This window comes from Caproicibacterium amylolyticum (genome assembly GCF_014467055.1).
GTDB lineage: Bacteria > Bacillota > Clostridia > Oscillospirales > Acutalibacteraceae > Caproicibacterium > Caproicibacterium amylolyticum.
Genome location: NZ_CP060696.1, coordinates 2,174,058 through 2,191,288, shown reverse-complemented (window position 1 = coordinate 2,191,288; position 17,231 = coordinate 2,174,058). Strand labels below are relative to the sequence as shown.

The 17,231-nt window shown below is 47.6% G+C and carries 17 protein-coding genes; all 17 read right to left on the bottom strand.

The annotated features are described in order from the left end of the window. The 17 genes from H6X83_RS10455 to H6X83_RS10375 all read right to left on the bottom strand — a co-directional run bounded on the left by H6X83_RS10455 (window position 1) and on the right by H6X83_RS10375 (window position 17,218). Window positions 1-2,988: a phage tail tape measure protein gene (locus H6X83_RS10455; protein WP_212506428.1), complete on the bottom strand. Its 2,988-nt coding sequence runs from the start codon at window positions 2,986-2,988 to the stop codon at window positions 1-3. A gap of 14 nt (window positions 2,989-3,002) precedes the next feature. After that, on the bottom strand, window positions 3,003-3,578 hold the full coding sequence (locus H6X83_RS10450; RefSeq protein ID WP_212506427.1) for a bacteriophage Gp15 family protein: 576 nt from the start codon (window positions 3,576-3,578) through the stop codon (window positions 3,003-3,005). Continuing rightward, window positions 3,575-3,946 (bottom strand): DUF6673 family protein, encoded by a 372-nt coding sequence (locus H6X83_RS10445; protein WP_212506426.1) that lies wholly within the window; start codon window positions 3,944-3,946, stop codon window positions 3,575-3,577. Before H6X83_RS10445 ends, H6X83_RS10450 begins: the two co-directional genes overlap by 4 nt. Window positions 3,947-4,044: 98 nt before the next feature. Beyond that, window positions 4,045-4,836: a hypothetical protein gene (locus H6X83_RS10440; protein ID WP_212506425.1), complete on the bottom strand. Its 792-nt coding sequence runs from the start codon at window positions 4,834-4,836 to the stop codon at window positions 4,045-4,047. Next, window positions 4,833-5,264 carry a hypothetical protein gene (locus H6X83_RS10435; protein WP_212506424.1) on the bottom strand — a complete coding sequence of 144 codons (432 nt, stop codon included), beginning with the start codon at window positions 5,262-5,264 and terminating at the stop codon, window positions 4,833-4,835. Before H6X83_RS10435 ends, H6X83_RS10440 begins: the two co-directional genes overlap by 4 nt. Next, window positions 5,257-5,649, bottom strand: coding sequence for a minor capsid protein (locus H6X83_RS10430; protein ID WP_212506423.1), 393 nt, complete (start codon window positions 5,647-5,649; stop codon window positions 5,257-5,259). The genes H6X83_RS10435 and H6X83_RS10430 overlap by 8 nt, the downstream gene beginning before the upstream one ends. Then, window positions 5,646-5,993: a DUF6751 family protein gene (locus H6X83_RS10425; protein ID WP_212506422.1), complete on the bottom strand. Its 348-nt coding sequence runs from the start codon at window positions 5,991-5,993 to the stop codon at window positions 5,646-5,648. The genes H6X83_RS10430 and H6X83_RS10425 overlap by 4 nt, the downstream gene beginning before the upstream one ends. A gap of 2 nt (window positions 5,994-5,995) precedes the next feature. Further along, window positions 5,996-6,376 carry a head-tail connector protein gene (locus tag H6X83_RS10420; RefSeq protein ID WP_212506421.1) on the bottom strand — a complete coding sequence of 127 codons (381 nt, stop codon included), beginning with the start codon at window positions 6,374-6,376 and terminating at the stop codon, window positions 5,996-5,998. 13 nt (window positions 6,377-6,389) lie between these two features. Beyond that, window positions 6,390-7,496 (bottom strand): major capsid protein, encoded by a 1,107-nt coding sequence (locus H6X83_RS10415; RefSeq protein ID WP_212506420.1) that lies wholly within the window; start codon window positions 7,494-7,496, stop codon window positions 6,390-6,392. A 22-nt stretch (window positions 7,497-7,518) separates the two neighbouring features. Continuing rightward, a complete protein-coding gene (locus tag H6X83_RS10410) occupies window positions 7,519-8,091 on the bottom strand; it encodes a phage scaffolding protein (protein ID WP_212506419.1) in 573 nt (190 codons plus the stop codon). A 165-nt stretch (window positions 8,092-8,256) separates the two neighbouring features. Beyond that, a complete protein-coding gene (locus H6X83_RS10405) occupies window positions 8,257-8,469 on the bottom strand; it encodes a hypothetical protein (protein WP_212506418.1) in 213 nt (70 codons plus the stop codon). 13 nt (window positions 8,470-8,482) lie between these two features. After that, on the bottom strand, window positions 8,483-10,177 hold the full coding sequence (locus H6X83_RS10400; RefSeq protein WP_212506417.1) for a phage minor capsid protein: 1,695 nt from the start codon (window positions 10,175-10,177) through the stop codon (window positions 8,483-8,485). Then, entirely contained in the window at window positions 10,164-11,636 is a 1,473-nt protein-coding gene (locus H6X83_RS10395) for a phage portal protein (RefSeq protein WP_212506416.1), read from the bottom strand. Before H6X83_RS10395 ends, H6X83_RS10400 begins: the two co-directional genes overlap by 14 nt. A 4-nt stretch (window positions 11,637-11,640) precedes the next feature. Further along, window positions 11,641-12,978 (bottom strand): terminase large subunit domain-containing protein, encoded by a 1,338-nt coding sequence (locus H6X83_RS10390; protein WP_212506415.1) that lies wholly within the window; start codon window positions 12,976-12,978, stop codon window positions 11,641-11,643. Next, complete coding sequence (locus H6X83_RS10385; protein WP_212506414.1) at window positions 12,975-13,454, bottom strand: terminase small subunit; 480 nt, start codon at window positions 13,452-13,454, stop codon at window positions 12,975-12,977. Before H6X83_RS10385 ends, H6X83_RS10390 begins: the two co-directional genes overlap by 4 nt. 143 nt (window positions 13,455-13,597) lie before the next feature. Next, window positions 13,598-15,493, bottom strand: a complete 1,896-nt coding sequence (locus H6X83_RS10380; RefSeq protein ID WP_212506413.1) for an NACHT domain-containing protein — start codon at window positions 15,491-15,493, stop codon at window positions 13,598-13,600. A gap of 1,230 nt (window positions 15,494-16,723) precedes the next feature. After that, window positions 16,724-17,218: a sigma factor-like helix-turn-helix DNA-binding protein gene (locus H6X83_RS10375; RefSeq protein ID WP_212506412.1), complete on the bottom strand. Its 495-nt coding sequence runs from the start codon at window positions 17,216-17,218 to the stop codon at window positions 16,724-16,726. Window positions 17,219-17,231 lie beyond the last annotated feature (13 nt).

Below are 17,231 nucleotides of genomic sequence, written 5' to 3'. Positions count from 1 at the left end.
TTAACCACCCCGCTTTACTTTGATGTCATTTAGACCGAATTCTTTGTTGATATGTGGTGCCAGTACACGACCGACCGTTTTACCGTCCATTACGATAGGTCGGTCATCGGTCTGTACTGTGACAGGCGCGGGTTGTACGATTGGGTTAATGTGCGGGGAGGACTGTGCAGCGCTAAAAGCAGCGTTCGCAGAATACTGCACAGATGCTGAGGATACTTCCGCGCCCACTGCACTATACATATCGGACACCATACGGTGTACCGCACTGGCGCCCGGCCGCAGCACCATGTTTTCGGCTACCCCGGACACAGCCGCGGTAACATAGCCAAGGTTATCGGTAATGCCGCCGCCATACTGTTGCATCATGTCACGCGGCCAGTCCATAATGTCACGCAGGGGGCCTTCGTCCGGAATAGAGAAGTGTAAGAAAGATTTAATTTTATTGGCGACGTCACCAACTGCCTTCCCGATATTACCAATCATGCTGCGGATACCATCTATCAGATGTCCTATTATTTCGCTGCCCCAGTGGAACATCTTGCCGGGCAGAGAAGTAATAAATCCAATCGGGTCTGTAAACGCACCCTTAATAACGGGGCCAATTTTGCCCATGATGCCGCCAACACCGGATTTTAGGGCATTGAATGCACCAATCGCACCATCCCGCGCCTTTCCGGCGAGTCCGCCGACAACGCCGGAAATACCGCCCCAAATATTAGCCGCAGTGCTTTTTACGTTGCCCCAGATGCCTGCCGCACCGCTTTTCAAATTGTTAAACGCCGTAATTGCTCCGTTTTTAATGTTGTTCGCCTGCGTGGAAACAGCGGAATGAATACCGCCCCAAATAGACGATGCAGTGGTTTTCATGTTGTTCCAAACGCCGGAGGCATTCGTTTTCAACGTATCAAAAGCAGAAATGGCTTTGCTTTTGATGTCATTTGCTTTGCCGGACACAGCGGTGCAGATATTGCTCCAAGCAGCAGAGGCACCAGATTTTACATTTCCCCAGATAGTGGCGGCACCATTTTTTAGATTGTTGAAAGCGCTGGAAACACCGTTTTTGATGTTGTTGGCAAAACCGGTAACACCGGTACAAATGTTTGACCATGCTGTTGATGCGCCAGCTTTTACATTGTTCCATACGCCGCCGACAATTCCCGGCAGTGCGCTGAATGCAGAGGGAATCGTTTTTGTAACAAAATTACCGATGGATGAACCAATAGAGCCAAAGAAATTTCCGATTGCAGTAAACGCGCCCGGAAGGGTCTTAGTGAAGAAGTCCGCAATTCCAGTGCCAATCGTTTTAAAGAAGTTTCCGATTGCTCCAAACACCGCGTTTACACCATCGCGAAAGGCTTTGCAGTGGGTATAGGCATAGATCAGTGCTGCAACAATCGCTGTGATTGCGGCGATAATTAGCACAGCGGGGTTGGCAGCAAGCAACGTAAAAAGTCCTTTTACTGCGGTGCCAACGCTTTTGATGCCTTTGAGCAGTCCAGCACCAACAACTTTTAAGCCGGAACCGAGGACTTTTACGGCAGAACCAATTCCCGAACCAACTGTTTTGAAAATGGAACCAAGACCTTTAAAGACTTTTCCAAGGCCGGTTCCGGCGTTGCCCAAGGTGCTAATGGAGCCTGAAACATCTTTTACGACCTTTGCACCAGCACCGAGCCCACCAAGCAATTTTTGGATGGCACCAATACCCGATGCCAACTTGCCAAATCCCACAATGGCGGGGCCTGCTGCCGCAACGATTCCTGCGATTGCAAGTACCACTTTTTGTACGGGAGCAGGCAGCGCAGTAAATTTGTTTGTAAGGTCTTGAATCTTGTTGGCCACATCCCGCACGATGGGGTTCAGAATTGTACTGAGCGCAATACCTGCTGTTTCAAGGGAACCTTTCATCTGCTCAATAGAACGGTTTGTATCGCCCATCTGACTGTCTGCAAGGCGGGAGGCGCTGGTCTGGTCATAGGTGGCTTTTGTGTATTTGGCAAGTCCCGCAGCACCGTTGTTCATCATAATCGCTGCAGCACGGCTGGCATCGGAACCGAAAATGGTCTGCATGGCAGCGTCACGCGCAGCGGGAGAGAGCTTTCCCAACTTGTCATGCAGTAGTTGCGCTACTTCGGATGCACTTTTCATGGTGCCATTGCTGTTACGCACATTAATACCATATTTATTCATTAACTTTGCGGCTTTGCCGGTTGGTGCAGACAAACGTTGCAGCATAGTTTTTAGGGACGTACCGGCATCGGCGCCATTTACACCCGCATCCGCAAATGCACCCAGTACTGCGGTTGTGTCCTGTATGTTCCATCCGGCCAAATGTGCCTGTGCGCCGCACTGCGCAAGCCCCTGTGTCAACGGTTCAACATCGGTAGAAGATGCAGCGGCAGCACCGGCAAGTGCATTGGCAGCAACGGACGATTTGTCAGCGGACAGCCCAAATGCACCCATGGCTTGTACGACCACGTTGGCAGAGTTGCCAAGTTCCATGCCAGAAGATGCGGCCAAGTCCATGGTGGCTTTTAGCGCACCGCCCTTAATCTGGGCTTCGGTCAGGCCACCTTTAGCAAGCTCCACCATGGCTTCGCCTGCTTCCTTTGCACTGAACTGCGTGTCCGCACCCATTTTCAGGGCAAGACTACGCATACTGCCCATTTGACTCATAGGGATGTTTAGAGCACCGGCGGTCTGACTCATGGTATCCTCAAAATCGGCACCGGTCTTTACAGCAGAATGCCCTAGTGCAACAAGCGGTGTGGTTAAGCCCAGCGTCATTTTTGCGCCGGTTTTGGACATCTTTTCTCCGGCAGCAGAGAATTTACTGCCGGCGTTGGATGCACTGCCACTCACTTTGTCGGCGGATGCGCTCACCTTGTCCAATTTTTCGCTGGCAGTGCCACTGACCTTACTAATGCCTTCGTTAAATCCGCTGGTGTCGATACTGGTATCAATACGGATAGAGCCATCATAGGCCATTGTTTTTCACCTCCTTATAACCTGCCGCCATGCATCAACTTGTCTGCAATTTCATCCATTTTCTCCTGCTCTCCTGCTGGGCGGGGCAGAGCATAGAGCTTTTTCATGCGGCGGTACAGTCGTTTTTGTTCATCTGGCAGATCGTGCAGGTCGGCGGCACGGTACTGCAGGATTCGGCAGAACTTGTTTTCCGGGCGCAAGGACTCGAATAACGCCCGATATTTCCAGTAATGCAAAAACGGCACTGACTCAAGGTCAATGCCGTAATCAGCTAAAAACGCTGCAAAAATGTAGCCGTCATCATACTCATAATCATAAATCCGTTCCGCACCTGCACCGCCGGACAATGCGGGCTTTTGTGGCTTACCGCAGCGGTAAAACCACAGCATTTGTTCCACAGCAGCAGACAAATCAGTCGGGCAGGCCGGGTAGTACAAATTTAGTGCCAGTGGCAGCTTTTGTTCATCCGGCACGGTACGGTCAAGCATAAGCTGCTCAAACAGGATGGATTCGCGAAAATCCGCGCGGATGGGGTAGGGCTGCCCACCAATCATGACTGTGTTCGGTGCGGCATCAATCAGCAGGTTCATTTCTTTTCAGTCTTTGCTCGACGCGTTGCACGGTTTGGGCTATACTTCTGCATAAATTGTTGTGTTTCGGCTTCAAACTCGGCTCGCTGTCCCTGTACGGCATTACAAAGCTGAAAAACGGCCTGCATCGCGTCGCGCAGATTACATTTGTCACCGAAAATCTTACGGTCGGTACCCTCGCCAAAGATAGTATTAAAGCACTCAAAGACTGCATGGCAGGCGTCACGGATATTTCCGGCAGTGCTCTGCCCGCCGGTTCCGGTGAGTGCATCTTTGGCTTTGTTAATGGCGGTTTGCACACGCTCGTTTTCGTCTGCGTCGTAGATGTCAAGGTCAAGCTCTGTATCTTTGATTGTGATTTTGCTCATCGCTATACCTCCAAAATAATAAGTTAGCAAAATCTGTGCTCATGCGCACAGATTCCACATAAGGAAAGCCCCCGGCAAAAGCTGAGAGCTTTCGGCTATTAGGCTGCTTTGCTTGTCACGGTTGTAATTCCAGCAGCCACGGCTTTGTTTGTACTGTTTGTTTCAACCACCAAAATCTTGTTTCCTGTTACCGCGGTAATGTCCGTACTGCCGTCCCATGCTGTCAAGGCAGAACAGTCTGCACCATAAGCGGGCAGTGCCACAGATGCCACGGTCTGATACCGGTAGCTGTTTCCAGATGCTTTAGCAGGGGACACTGTGATTTTTGTATCGCCGATGCTTGTTCCGGCGGTAGAAGTAACAGTCAGTGAGCCAAGTGTAGGAGCGGTATCATCTTTCGCAGTAAACTGCAGCGTTTCGGTGTTGAATTCGCCAACAACAACGTCGCCCTGACTGTTCATGTTCGCTTCCACGGATGCAATTTCACCGCCCTTGCCGGACAGTTTATCGACGGCAAATTCCACCACAAACTTGCGTGCGTAGTAGGTGTTCGGCTTGTCTGCAATCGGTTTGTACAAGCTGACACGATAATAATTTGCTGTAATGCCCAGCAGTTCTTCTTCACCAATTTTTGTAATAAAATCGGTGACAGCATTGTCTTTGTAACGGTCACCTTTGAGGGAGAATTCCGGCTCATAGCCCGTTGTAATATTGCTGGTGGACTTGTCGGCGGTGTAGTGCTTGCTAACGGTCTTTGCTTTCGGTGACTCGTCAATTTCTTCAAAGACGTTCATCAAGTGGATGTCCAACTTTGCAGCATCCTGCGAAATGTCCAAATAGTCCGCAATCAGATTGCGAAAAATCGGTGTGCCTTTTGGCTCTATTTTCATTTATCTGCCTCCTGTAAATATTGCAGCCTGCACTGAATCTGGTACCGCCCTGCGGCTGCACTGGTGGTGAACAGGTATCCAGTGGACTGTGCTTGTACAATTTGTGCGGTTTTGCCTGCGGGCAGTTGTGGCAGCAGACCTGTTTTTGTATTTTGTTCCATCCATTCAGAAAGCTTTTCGTAAAACCCGGAGTTCGCAATGTTCTGCAGCACGTCCGAACCGTAATCATTGACTGAGCGAATGACAAATAAGTACTGCCGCAGACTGCCGCCGTCGGTGTACTCTTTAATGATTTCTGTTGCAGGCGTGGTGTCAATGGAATATTCAATGCCCGCTTCCGGTAAATAGTCCACATTGATTTTGTTATCGCCCATGAGTGGACAGGTGATGAAATAATCCCGCAAGGATTGAATGATTGTGTCAGCCATTGCCGCCTCCTAACTTTTTGGCACCGCGCAAAATTTCGTCGCGGTGGTCGGCTTTCATGCGCTCAAACCAGTGCCCGCCGCGCTGCGCATCATAGCTGCGGCTGTCAGCAGTGTTGTAATACTGTGCTGCCGCGTAGGGTACAATCCAGTTTACTTCTCCGCTGCCAATCTGGGTGCCAAGTATACCGGATTTGTCTAGCATACCGGTGCGGAATGGTATATAAGGGGAGGAAAGCCGCAAAACCTCACTGTCCACAAACTGTTGCGCACGGTTAAAGCGCCCGCCCCAGTTTGCGCCAAAGGAGGGGTTCCAGCGCAATGCGCAGGATGTGGTATTGACTTTTACATTGCAGTCACGCGGCGCGTCAATGTGGATTTTGCTCACTTTCCCTCAATCCTCCAGTGTCTGCCACAGATACCGCGGCGATTATCGCGCACGGCAGTTATTGTGTAATGTTCATATGTACCTAATTCTTTCGGCTGTGTAATGTCAGTGTCAAGTAACCCATGCACAATGATGTCACCCACGGCGGCGGGGACAGTTTCAGAAATCGTGACAGAAATGCGTATCGTTAGCGTATCGGCAGCCATTAAGCCATTTTCACCGACTGTGGCCGCCTGTTTGGCATACCAGTTGACGCCGCGGTACTGTGTGCGCTCCCAGCGGTCAAGACGCGTTATGGGGTCATATGTCTTATGGTAGATAGTGCAGTCAGCGTTTGTGAGCATATTCACACCCCCGCATAGCGTAACGGTTCATCCGCTGGCAGCCACAAGCCTGCCGCGTCCAACAGTGCAGCATTGCGCGCTTGCTGTGCTTCGGCTGCGGTTTTAAATGACACAGAAAAGCCGTCTGTATTTTCGGACGCAATACCTGCCACTCGTGCCGCCTGCGCTTGCGCGGCGGTTTGGGTATCGAGCAACTGTAGTTTTTCGGCTACCGCGCAAACGGCACTTTGCACATCCGTAGTGACATCCCAGCCGTGCCGCAGCCGCCCAAACGTGATGCGGTCAATAAAGGCAGATGCTTCACGTTCGCGGTGTGGCCAGTCAGCAGCAGAGATTAAAGTGCCATGGTAGGTGCTCTGATAGTAGTCATAATCGGCATACATAAGATTCCTCCCGTCAACCCAGCACGCGGACGGCCATTTCCGGGTATACCGTAGCGTAGCTGTACAACACATCCATAGACAACAATTCCTTTTTGTACTTCATGTCGTAGCCCTTTGTGACACGCAGGGAAATGCCGTTGTAACTGGTAACGTAGCTTTCCACGCCAGACGGTTGCACCAGTGGGCGGACAACGAATGCAAATGCCATCGGGTTAAAAGCAAGGTTAGCGGTGTGGTCGCTGGTCAGAGTTACTACAGTAGCAGTGGTAACGTCCCTTTTCAGTGCGGGGTAAATCGGAACGGTGACCTCGTTGCTGTCTGCGACGGCGTCAGCAGTGACCACATAGCTGTCGCCAAGAATTGTCAGGATGTCACCCTTTACCAGTTTGCCGGTTACTGCAGTAGCGGACAGAGTCAGAGAAGTAGCACCCTTGAAAACGGAGGTCTTCGGTTTCACAGCAGCGGACAGGGTGCCCGCGGCGTGGTGCTTGACGGCCTGACTCATGTAGTTGTCCAGCCCAAAAATGCGGCCAATGGAGCCTTCACGTAAAGCGGATGTGGTGCCGGATTTTTCAGCATTTACGATTGCGGGGATGGTGGTGAACTTCGCATCTGCTTCGGTATCCCACACAGCAACGCGGCCGGAAGTTGGCACTTTGTTGGCGTTCAGCACCTTGCGCACCGCAGCGAGGTCATCCAGTGTGCTGGGTGTTGTGCCGACTGTGCCGGAAATGTACGGAATGTCCTTGTAGCAGTCCAGACCGTCGCTGTTAATTTTCTGTGCCAGCGCAACAGCAGCAGGTTCAATAAACTGGCGGTTCAGGTCGTCTACGTTGGTAGCACCCTCAATAGCCTGAATGTCTACATCAACCGTTGCAATCTTGTCCAGAGTGACTTCCATTGTCTGGCTGTCGTCCAAGTCCTGCGGCTCCACACCTTTGCTCTGGTCAAAGTCCTTTGCGGTCAGTACAACCGGTTTGCGAATCTGAATTTTGTTGCCCTTCTTCTGAAAATCATTGGAAAAATCCTTGTACACCAGATTCGGGAACACAAGGTTTTCCATAAGGCGGGGAAGTGCCTGACGGGCGACTTCCTTAATCGTAAGAAAATTGTTCGGCATAAAAATTACCTCCTGTTAAAAATCATTTGTCTTTTTTCATTGTGGCAGCATAATATTCGTCGTCACTCATGCTGTCGTAATCTGTGTTGCCACCGCTACCATGCTCACCGCCGGAAGCAAGTCGGATGCCACCCTCTGGCTGCTGTGACTGATTTTCGGGATGCTGGGTTTCCGGTGGCTTGGATTCGTCAAACATGGTCGCATAGTCCTTTTTGCAGGTTTCCAGCAGCTTGTCTTTGTCTTTCAGACTGCCGTCATCTGCAAATTCCACTGTATCACCGAGTTTGAACATGATGTAATCAGCATCCTTGCAGTTGGCAGAGGTGAGAGCAGCTTTTAGGTTCCATCCCTGCCGGTCTTTTTTGCGCCCGGCCTTTTCAGCGTCAAGCTGTCCCTGCAAGCCCGCAGTGTCCACCTTTTCAAGGTCTGCAACCTTGTCGTTTGCGGTTGTAAGGTCAGTACGTAGGGTACTAATTTCAGTGTCCTTGGTTTTAAGCTGGGTGCGCAGCGCAGTAGTTTCTGCGCCGTTCTGGTCAAGAATTTTGTCAATAACATCCTTTTCAAGTCCAAGGCCGGTCAAAAATTTTCTTTCCATATGGCTCCTTTTCACGGCACACGTTTTTTACGAGGTCCCGTTCCTCTGCCGCTCCGTAGTTTAACGACTTCGGCCGGTCAAAATTGGTATGAAAAAAGCAGCCCGCAAAGGCTGCCAATTTCTGAAATTGGGTGCAAAAATACCGCCGGGCTGTTGCCGGGCGGCTTAGTTATTGCTGTAAATGCTATCGTATATTTTTTGTGCTTTGCGTCCGAAATCGTTGTATTCTTCGTAATTAGGAGGTGCAAAGCCCTTCACATCGATAAGGTCATAGAGCGGATCTAGTACATCGTTAAGATTTTCTGCATTCAGCAAGGCTTTGGCATTATCAAAATATTTCTGAATGAACGAACGGTCTTCCTCTGTGAATTTCAGCATGGCATTTCCCTCCTTAGCGTGGATTAGTTTGAATAAGCCGTTTATCGCAAATGCTGATTGTAACGGTTGCATGCTTTCCGTACAGTGTCTGCCGAATGTCGCCGTTATCCAATGTCCTTACAGATCCCAACTTGACCGGATTTTTTAAAGCATCCGCTGCCGCGTCAACGGTTACACCGCAGCGCATATCGGTGTGAGGAGTGGACGTTTGCCCAATAATGCGGTCGATAAAATGGGTAGCAAAGGATTCAATCGTAACACCGGTTGAGGTAGTGACGCCAACAATCTTTTCCCCAATTTCTGCTGCCGATTTTTGATACTGTGCCAATCCTACCAGCGGATGAATATCGCCTTTGTCGACTGCATGGCTGTATCCTTTCAGCAACTGGTAAGCAGGAGAGTTATTATACTTCTCCTGATAATATTTTGCAAGCGTTTTCGGTGCAGCATCAGATGCACCAACATCATGAATCCATTGCTGATATTGTTTATTTGCGGCCTGCACGGCCTTTTGAGCAGGGCTGCGGCCAAAGGAAACGGTTTTGCCGGCTGTTTTTGTGGCAACAACCTGTTCACGTTCCCGCTGTCGGAGCAGGCCGGTCTGCTGGGTAAAATCTTTCAGCGCAGCTTCCTGTTTTTTTAGCCGGACAGCAGCAGCGTCAAATTCCTGCTTCATAGCCTTGGCGGTTGGTTCATCCTTTGCAGATTTGACCGCTTCATCAAACCCTGCGGCCTTGCGCTTGCTGTCGCGAATGGCACGTTCCATTGCCCGCTGCTGCTGGGTCGCATCATAGTAGGAAATTTTTTCACCATTGTATGTAACGATTTGATTTTCATACTCTTTTAGCTTTGACTTCGGATAAGCACTTTCGGACAGCCCCTCAAAAAACGGGTGGAAGCTGTGCCGGCAGTGCCAACCGCAAAGACCAGCACCCGTGCCGTATCCGGTAGCGCCCGCGAAGTCGTCGTACTTGTCGCTTTTACCGCTCCGGCTGAACACCTGTCCTTGCCATACCATATGTGATGGCCGCGCACCGGCGTGCGCCGTGGTTTCCACCAAATCACACTCCATGTCATCCGCATAGGAGAGAGACACTTCGGCAGAAGTCTGGTTGATGCCGGTCAACACTGCGCGGCGGGTGGCAACGTCCAGTCGGTCATGATGGCCGGAGGGGTAAGTTACCCATTCGCCGCCGTCTATGGCTGTGCGCACGGCGTTGCGAATAGCAGACACATAATCAAATGCGCCGCTTTCCACTTGCATTTCTGCAATGGTCGCCGCGTGTATGTATGCCTGCTGTGCACCGTTGGCGGTTGTTTTGGTGAGATTCTGCAGATAGCCTTGAGTTTTTTGTAATCCGGCATTCAGCACCTGTAAGGCAGCTGGAACCATGGCAAGGGGAGGCGGGGACAGACCGGCAGCCGTGTAAATGGCGCTGTCGTAGGCAACAGCCTTTAACCCGGCATCTTTAAACAGTGCCTGCACCTGTTGCTCTGACGCATTGGTGTATAGGGCGGCCTCGGCAATGATTTCGTCGTAGATTAGCCCACTTTCCTGCGCCCGCAGGACTTGCCAAGCGGCGGTGCTGGTAATGTGGCCTGTTTTCATGATGCGCCGCACAACGTCCCGCATAATCAGCTGGTCAAGTTCGCTGTACAGTACCACAATGTCGTCGGGACAATGCTCCAAATATTCAGGCGTTAGCATTGCCAACACCTTGTTTATAGCCAAACGGGTTTTGCAGGTCGGCTGCAGCACCCAACACAGCTTTTGCAGTGGCCTCGTCCTCGCCGTACCATTTGACGCGGTATTCCCATGACTTCAGCAGGCCGTCCCGCACGTCCTGCCGGTCACGTTCACGCTTTGTATCATCATCGTTGATATAGCCATCATCAAAGTTTACGGTGACCCGTGCATCCGGATTGACTGGCTGGCCAAGGATGTTTTTACCCGCCCAAAGAATTGCGCGGCAGATGCCCTGCAGGTGCGATTCCACGTTGATATTGTGTTTGCTCGCATTTTGCGCAAGGTCTTGCTTGTCCCCCATGTACTGCGTGGCGGTCGCAACCGTGCTGCCGTTAAATTGGTAGTGCTTTGCGCCAAAGCCAACTTTGAAGCTGAGATAGTCGAGCATGGCTTGCACAGCGTCACGGTTTTCGGATACGCGCAAATCCGGGTTGTACTCATGGATTGGGTCGCCTTGCATACCTGCCGCGTCCGCTCCATCCCCAAGTTGGATGAAGAGCTGCTGCATGATGTCGTCTGGTGTAACAATGTTACCATTCTGGTCATACTGCGTAAGGTCCTGCCGATAGAAAACTTTCTTGCCGCCGAGCCGAAAGTCGCGACAGAAATTGTTAAATGCCAGGTCGACACCTTTTAGAGCATCCAACGCATTCTGTAGGATAGACATTCCCATGCCCGGCCCTGTACGAATGTTTTTCACAAGATTTGGCGTGAGGACGGAAAACAGCGGAATTTCTGAACCTGTGTAGTAACTTTCCACCATACCGGGTGGCAGGGCAGCAGGGGAGAGTACTCCTGCATCTTCCTTGAAGTACTGGTTTGTAATGTGATAGCCCTTGTTTGGTTCCAAGATGTGCGTTTCCAGATAGTCATAGGTTTCGCCGTGAAAGGTAACTTCGGAAATGAAAGCCACGTCAATAATTTCTCCGGAATGTACGGTCAGTGGCAGAATGCAGTCAGCAGGGAGGTAATCGAGCCGAATTTTTGTGCCTGTGTCAGGTGCAACGGTATCGCCCTGTACCAGCATATTGTCCATTCGCAGCAGAGTGGCACCGGTGCCGGACCAGAACGCCTTTTCAACCAGTTCATTTTCATGTTTCCAGAACTGCGTTTCGCCAAAAATGCCTCCGATTTGATCATCGCCCTGCAAAAAAGTGCTGCTCGTTTTGTCATTGACTACAATCTGCGTCTTTTCGTTGAGCAGTAGGGCAGCCCAGTCCTCGCAGACTTTCTTTCCCATTTTTAAGCTGTATATATGGCGCTCAGTAGATTTACCATTTAGCTTTTCGTGGTACAGATGAAATGGCTTGTAGTAGCCCTCCCACCAATTCTTCCATTTGGCTATGTGCGTATAGAAAGAAGCGTCTATGGAGTAGCCGAGCGTTTTGTTCAAGTAATCAATTACAGCGCTGATATTCAATGTATCACCTCTCTGCGTTTAAAAATCGGTTGCGGTCCTGTTCAATGGTGTATTCAAAGCCATCTAAGCTGTCGATGTCGCTTGTACCGTCGTCTAGACGGTCGTCTTTTGTGAGTGATTTTGGATTCCATACCGCCGTGCAGAAAGCCTTTTCAAGGCTCTGACACTGGTCCGGAACATAAAAATACCGCCCTTGCGCCATTAGCCGGGTGGTTAGTCGAATTCGGTCTATGATGGAACTTTTCAACGCATTGTAAACGCGCACATAGCCAAGCCCCGCCTGCTGCAATGCTTTGCGGAAGCCGCGAATCAGCACCTGCTCGGCACTGTCACAGTACACAGCGGTAATGCGTCCGTATTGGTGCAGAATGCGCTGCACGAACGCAACAAACAGCTGTCCCAATCTGTCCGGGTCAATATCGTCCCCGGTAAAGCGCTCACTTGCAAGTGAAACAGCTTCGCGGTATCCGGGTGTGATACCGGTTGCGAGGAAAGAATGACCGGAACCTGTACCGCCAAAGTCAACGCCCAGAACAATTTTGAAAAACGTCAAATCTTGCTCTGCTCGGTAGGCAAATCGGTTTTGCTGGGAATTTGCCGCAGTAGCAAACTGCCGGTAAATCAGTCCTTCGGCGGTGCAACGCAGTCCTTCGATGTCTCGCATATACCAGATGCTTGATTGGTCATATTGTGAAATGATTTCAGTCATGCGTTCCTGTGTGATGGTTGCATTGTCGTGGATAGTAAAGTGCTCGTAATTGTATCCGCCAGGAAATTCATTTTTGCGCTGTTTTTCAGCGTACAGGTCTATGTATTGTGTGTAGATAGGGGAGTTAGGGTTATCCGGGTTCAAGTCCCAGAATATCTTTCGCCCTTTTGCTGCCAACTGCCGGTTGAATGCTTCCTTGATGGTGTTGTCATGATGCAGATTGATTTCTGTCGCAATCCACATACCATAGGAGTTGCCGCGAATTTTTTTGTAGCTGTCCGCTTTGGCACCGCCAGCAAAGATAATGATTTTTTCGCCGGATGGGGTAGATACATACAATGCTTCATTACCTTTGTATTTGCCCCAGTGGCAGCGGCCACGGAAGATGCCTTCCAGCCCATACCCGTTGCAGTCGCCAATGTTCAGCTTTGCGTTGGCACTTGTGGAGCCGGTGGCAAGGTGGATCCTGTCCGGAGCAGATTCAAGTGCATAGGCAAAGGCAAATACATTGTCTACTGTTTTCCCGGCACGCACAGCGCCTTCGGCAACGTTAATGGTTGACGCAAGGCAGCGGCGCATATAGTCACGGTGCTTCTGGCCAAATTGATAGTCGAGTGTTTTGGTACTGGTCACTTTCCAAAGACCTCCTTGCGCAGGTCTGCCAAATCTTCAATGTCAGCCGACTGGGATGCGCCATCAAACATTCCCAGGTGCTTTCCCAGTAGTTCCAATGCTTTCACTTTGTCGGCCAGTTTTACCTCCACGCCCGCCTGCGTTTCCTTGATACCGGTAACGGCAGCTTTCTGCTGGTCATTCAACTGGTCTGTAGGTTTTATGGCAACCGCACCGGACTTGGTAACCTGCGCATAGTCCGTGCCGCGGGCAAAGCCAATAGCGGCCAGTTCCTGCAGCACCCGGTCCTGCGTGATTTCCGTGCGGCTCTGCTGGGCTTGCATCCGCTTCTGAATGTACTCCGAAACGTTAGTTTTCGTTAGCAGCTGGCGTCCGAAATTCGGGTCCTTATATCCAGCTCGCCGCGCTGCTGCGGTCGCGTTGAGGTCTTTCAAATATTCGTCCGCAAACCGCTTCTGCTTTTCTGTAATCGCCACTACGGACCACCACCCAGGAGGCGGATGCCCAGCAGGCGACTCTCGCCCGGCGGCCAGACCTGCACCATGTTATCAGCTCCTTTTGTTTTTGGGTATAAAAATAGCGCCTGCTGCGGGGGCGGGGCGCTTAATAAAAGAATATGTTACAATTCTTGCAGCATATCATTAAAATTTCGAGTCGAACGGCTATACTGCTGATTAAGTTGCTCATAATATTGTAAGCAAAATTCAAACTGATCTGTAAACCACTGTATTCCTTCTTTTATTTGTGGCCATATATCTAATTCTCGAATTCTATCATATGAAATATCCGGCAATTCATTGCTATAGTTTTCTTCTAAATACTTTATTATTTTATTTTGAGCGTCTTCATGCTTTTTTTGGGCTTGAGCAAAATTATAAGAGGAAGCTATTAGTGAATAGTGCATGATGAGATGCTCATAGTTACTTTTAATCATTATTGCTAAGCATTTTTTATCCGCCGAGAGTGTGTTTGTTAATGGATTAAAACGATTTTCAATAGAAATTCCTTCGCAGATACTGCGAAAGGCCCAACTCTCAGAATGTCCATCTTTATCATATTTATTTTTAATTTCTTGCAATCCTGGAAAAATTATATTTTTAACAAAGTGTTGCGGTTCTAAATCTAATAGCATATCCAAGTAATTACTTGTCAGTCGATAATTTTTTTGTTTCATCCAATTTTCTAAGAATATTTTTTGGTCACAATCATTAAGCTGGGCAGTGTACACAGCTGCAAAATATTCTTGAAAAGATCTATGGGCAAATTTGTAGTTTAATCCTTCCTTAACTAACATACAAACGGCATTGGTCAAATCATTCAAGAAATCCTCGCTTTTGAAATTGTTGTTAATTATTTTTTTAACTTTGCACATTTCTATTATATCTAAAACTTGGGACTTATTAAATTCATATTTCCCCATAAAAAATGATTTGAAACAAAAATATGAAAAAACCATTTTGAAATCCTCATAGCTTAATTTACTAAGGATTTCTCTTTGGTAACTGCCTTTTGTAGCATCGTGTTCGTGAAACAACACAACAAAAGCCTGATCATAAAAATCATTCAATTTGTCGGGTATAGATGCTCGCGTCTCAAAAGTCATCAGCATAATTGTCAGCAAAAGTGGGTTTGATGCAAATGTTTTATATTTATCAAACAAATCAGAATTGAGTTCTTTACAGAACTTTTTCTTCACCTCTGGCTCATAATCCAGCTTTTGAATTAATTCAATCGCTTGCCTTTTGTCTAAATTCTGACATCTTAATTCTTCGAAATTATGCCATCCAGTAAACTCCTGAAGTGGTCGGGAAGAAATGATATAGTAATTTTGAGGATATTGATCGCACATATTTTGAATTTCTGATGTAATCTTTGGAGACAAATTGTTTTTTACCTCATCATACCCATCAAGAAGAATCAAAAAGCATCCGCACTCCATTCCATAAATAAAATATTCTTTTTCAAGTTGGAAATGCAACTTTTCTAAGATTTCATATATGTAATCAATAATATCTATATCTTTTTTCTTGTAGTCATTGAGTCCACGTAGTTCGACTAAAATTGGTATGAATTTTGAATTTTTAATTGAATTAATGAAAAAGTGCCTCATCATAACGCTTTTCCCCATTCCACCTGTTCCTGTTATGATGAGTTCATGACCCAATTCAAGAACTTTTTGAATATTTGATGTATCTATCCTTTTCTTCGAAGTCCTTACGCCTAGACACTCATAAAAAGAATATAGGTCTCTTGATTCATGTCTATACAATAACGTTTTAACCATTCTGTATTTGTTTTCCGAATATTTAATATATTTTTCAAAAGCGTAGCCAATATCAACCTCGCTTTTATTTATTTTCGATTTTACCTTTTTTAAGACTTTACTATAAATTGCTTTAGCTGTTGTACTTACTAAATTTGTAATAACTTCAGCTGCAATCTTATTACCATCTATTGGAATTAAAGACCCTGCTTCTACATTTGAACTCGGTAAACTAAGTGTCTCATTTGACATATTAACATTCTCCCTAAAATACTTTTCTCCAGTATAACCCAAAAATCAGCATTTTAAAAGGAAATATTGCATATTTGTGAAATATACGACAAAATTACCGTCCGAATTTCACAACGTCAACCTGATATTATCGATCATACTTTATAAAGTGCGACGAATTAGTCGCAAACGGCTAAATCCCATAAAAATTTGGATACAAAAAAGGCACCCACCAAAGTGGATGCCCAATAATATTTTAGTCCCGTGTAACGCCCGGGTTATCGACTGCTATACCTGCTTTTGTTGATTGGTCTTTGGAACAGTTCATAAATGACTTCAACGCCGAAATTAATGCCTTCGGTTTGGCACGAAAAGATAGGCTTGTTGAATATTTCCAACTTAGTTAGTATAGCATACAAAATATTATTTGTCAAATGAAAGCTCGACAGCTGCTGTACTGTCGGGTTCGTGCCGTCTGTTCCGGCTGCCAAAAAAGTATATTAAAAGAAGGATGTTATTGAGCCAGCAGGGTTAATGCCCCTGAACCGGCTCATAGGTACCGCGGCATCATTCCGACGCTGCGGCGAAGTGTGTATCAGATATGGATTGGAGGAAAATGCATGAACACGGAATTCTTTTTGAAGAATATGCGGTTCCTGCATCTCTCTTCGGAATTCCGTAATTATATTGTAACCCAATTATCTTTTCAGTAACTATTGAATTTTACTTAAAATAGATGAAAAGTGCCGAAAAAACAATCAGTTTATTTGTTGAATTATGTATTTATTATGCTATAATATATGGCAAGTAGCTTCCGATTATTTCAATTTAGGAGGTTACTGACAACATGAAACCGTATTTAGCATTTTTTATCGTTTGTTCAACCGTAGTATCGTATTTGGCATCATTTGAAGCCAAAAATAAGCAGTTGAAAAGGATTCTTTCTTTTCTAATAGTGATTCTGACAGTTGCTTTGTACAGTCCATTTTTTATAGGATAGTATTCATTTTGTACGACATAATTTTGTTCTAATGTACATTAAATAATAATCGGTGGTCTACGAGTGCAAAATGAATATGAAAAAGGACGTCTGTGGTTTTGGTAGACCAGACGTCCTTTTCCTGTCTCTACAGCAAATTACGATCATTGAACTAACTAAGCGATATGTATAGCTGTAGATATAGAGATTGCCTTCACAATTCTCCGTATTAGCAAATTCATCTTACCACGCTAATAAATCATTGTCAATTATTAAGCCATACCAGCTAGTACATTTTGATTTGACAGTAGTTTCAATTTTGTTACTGCATTTCTGGCACGTTCTCTCGTCTGGCTTTCGCTGTATCCCACCACGTCAGCAACCTCCTTCCATGGTGGGCGCCGGTAAGCCTTGCGGCGGTGATGCTTGTCTCCCATGAATGCCAACTGTAAAATCTGCCGGTCAATCGGATCCATGCGGTTGAGTGCCGTACCAAGCCAGTTCTGCTGCTCCTGCAGCTGGGCAATCCGTTTCCCACACTCTTTGACTTCATTTTCGTAATACTGCCACTGGCTGGACAATGCCTGGTTGGCTGTGCGGTCGCTGGTCATCCCCTTACCGGACGGCATACCGGTCATGTTCACTGCCGGCAGCTCAATCTTGCTTTCCTCTTGCCTACAATTGCGGATGGTGGCGAATTCTTCTGCAATCATCTGCGGAATATCATAATAAATTCGTAACAGGTGTTTCACTTCTTCAACTGTCAAATTCTCCCCATCC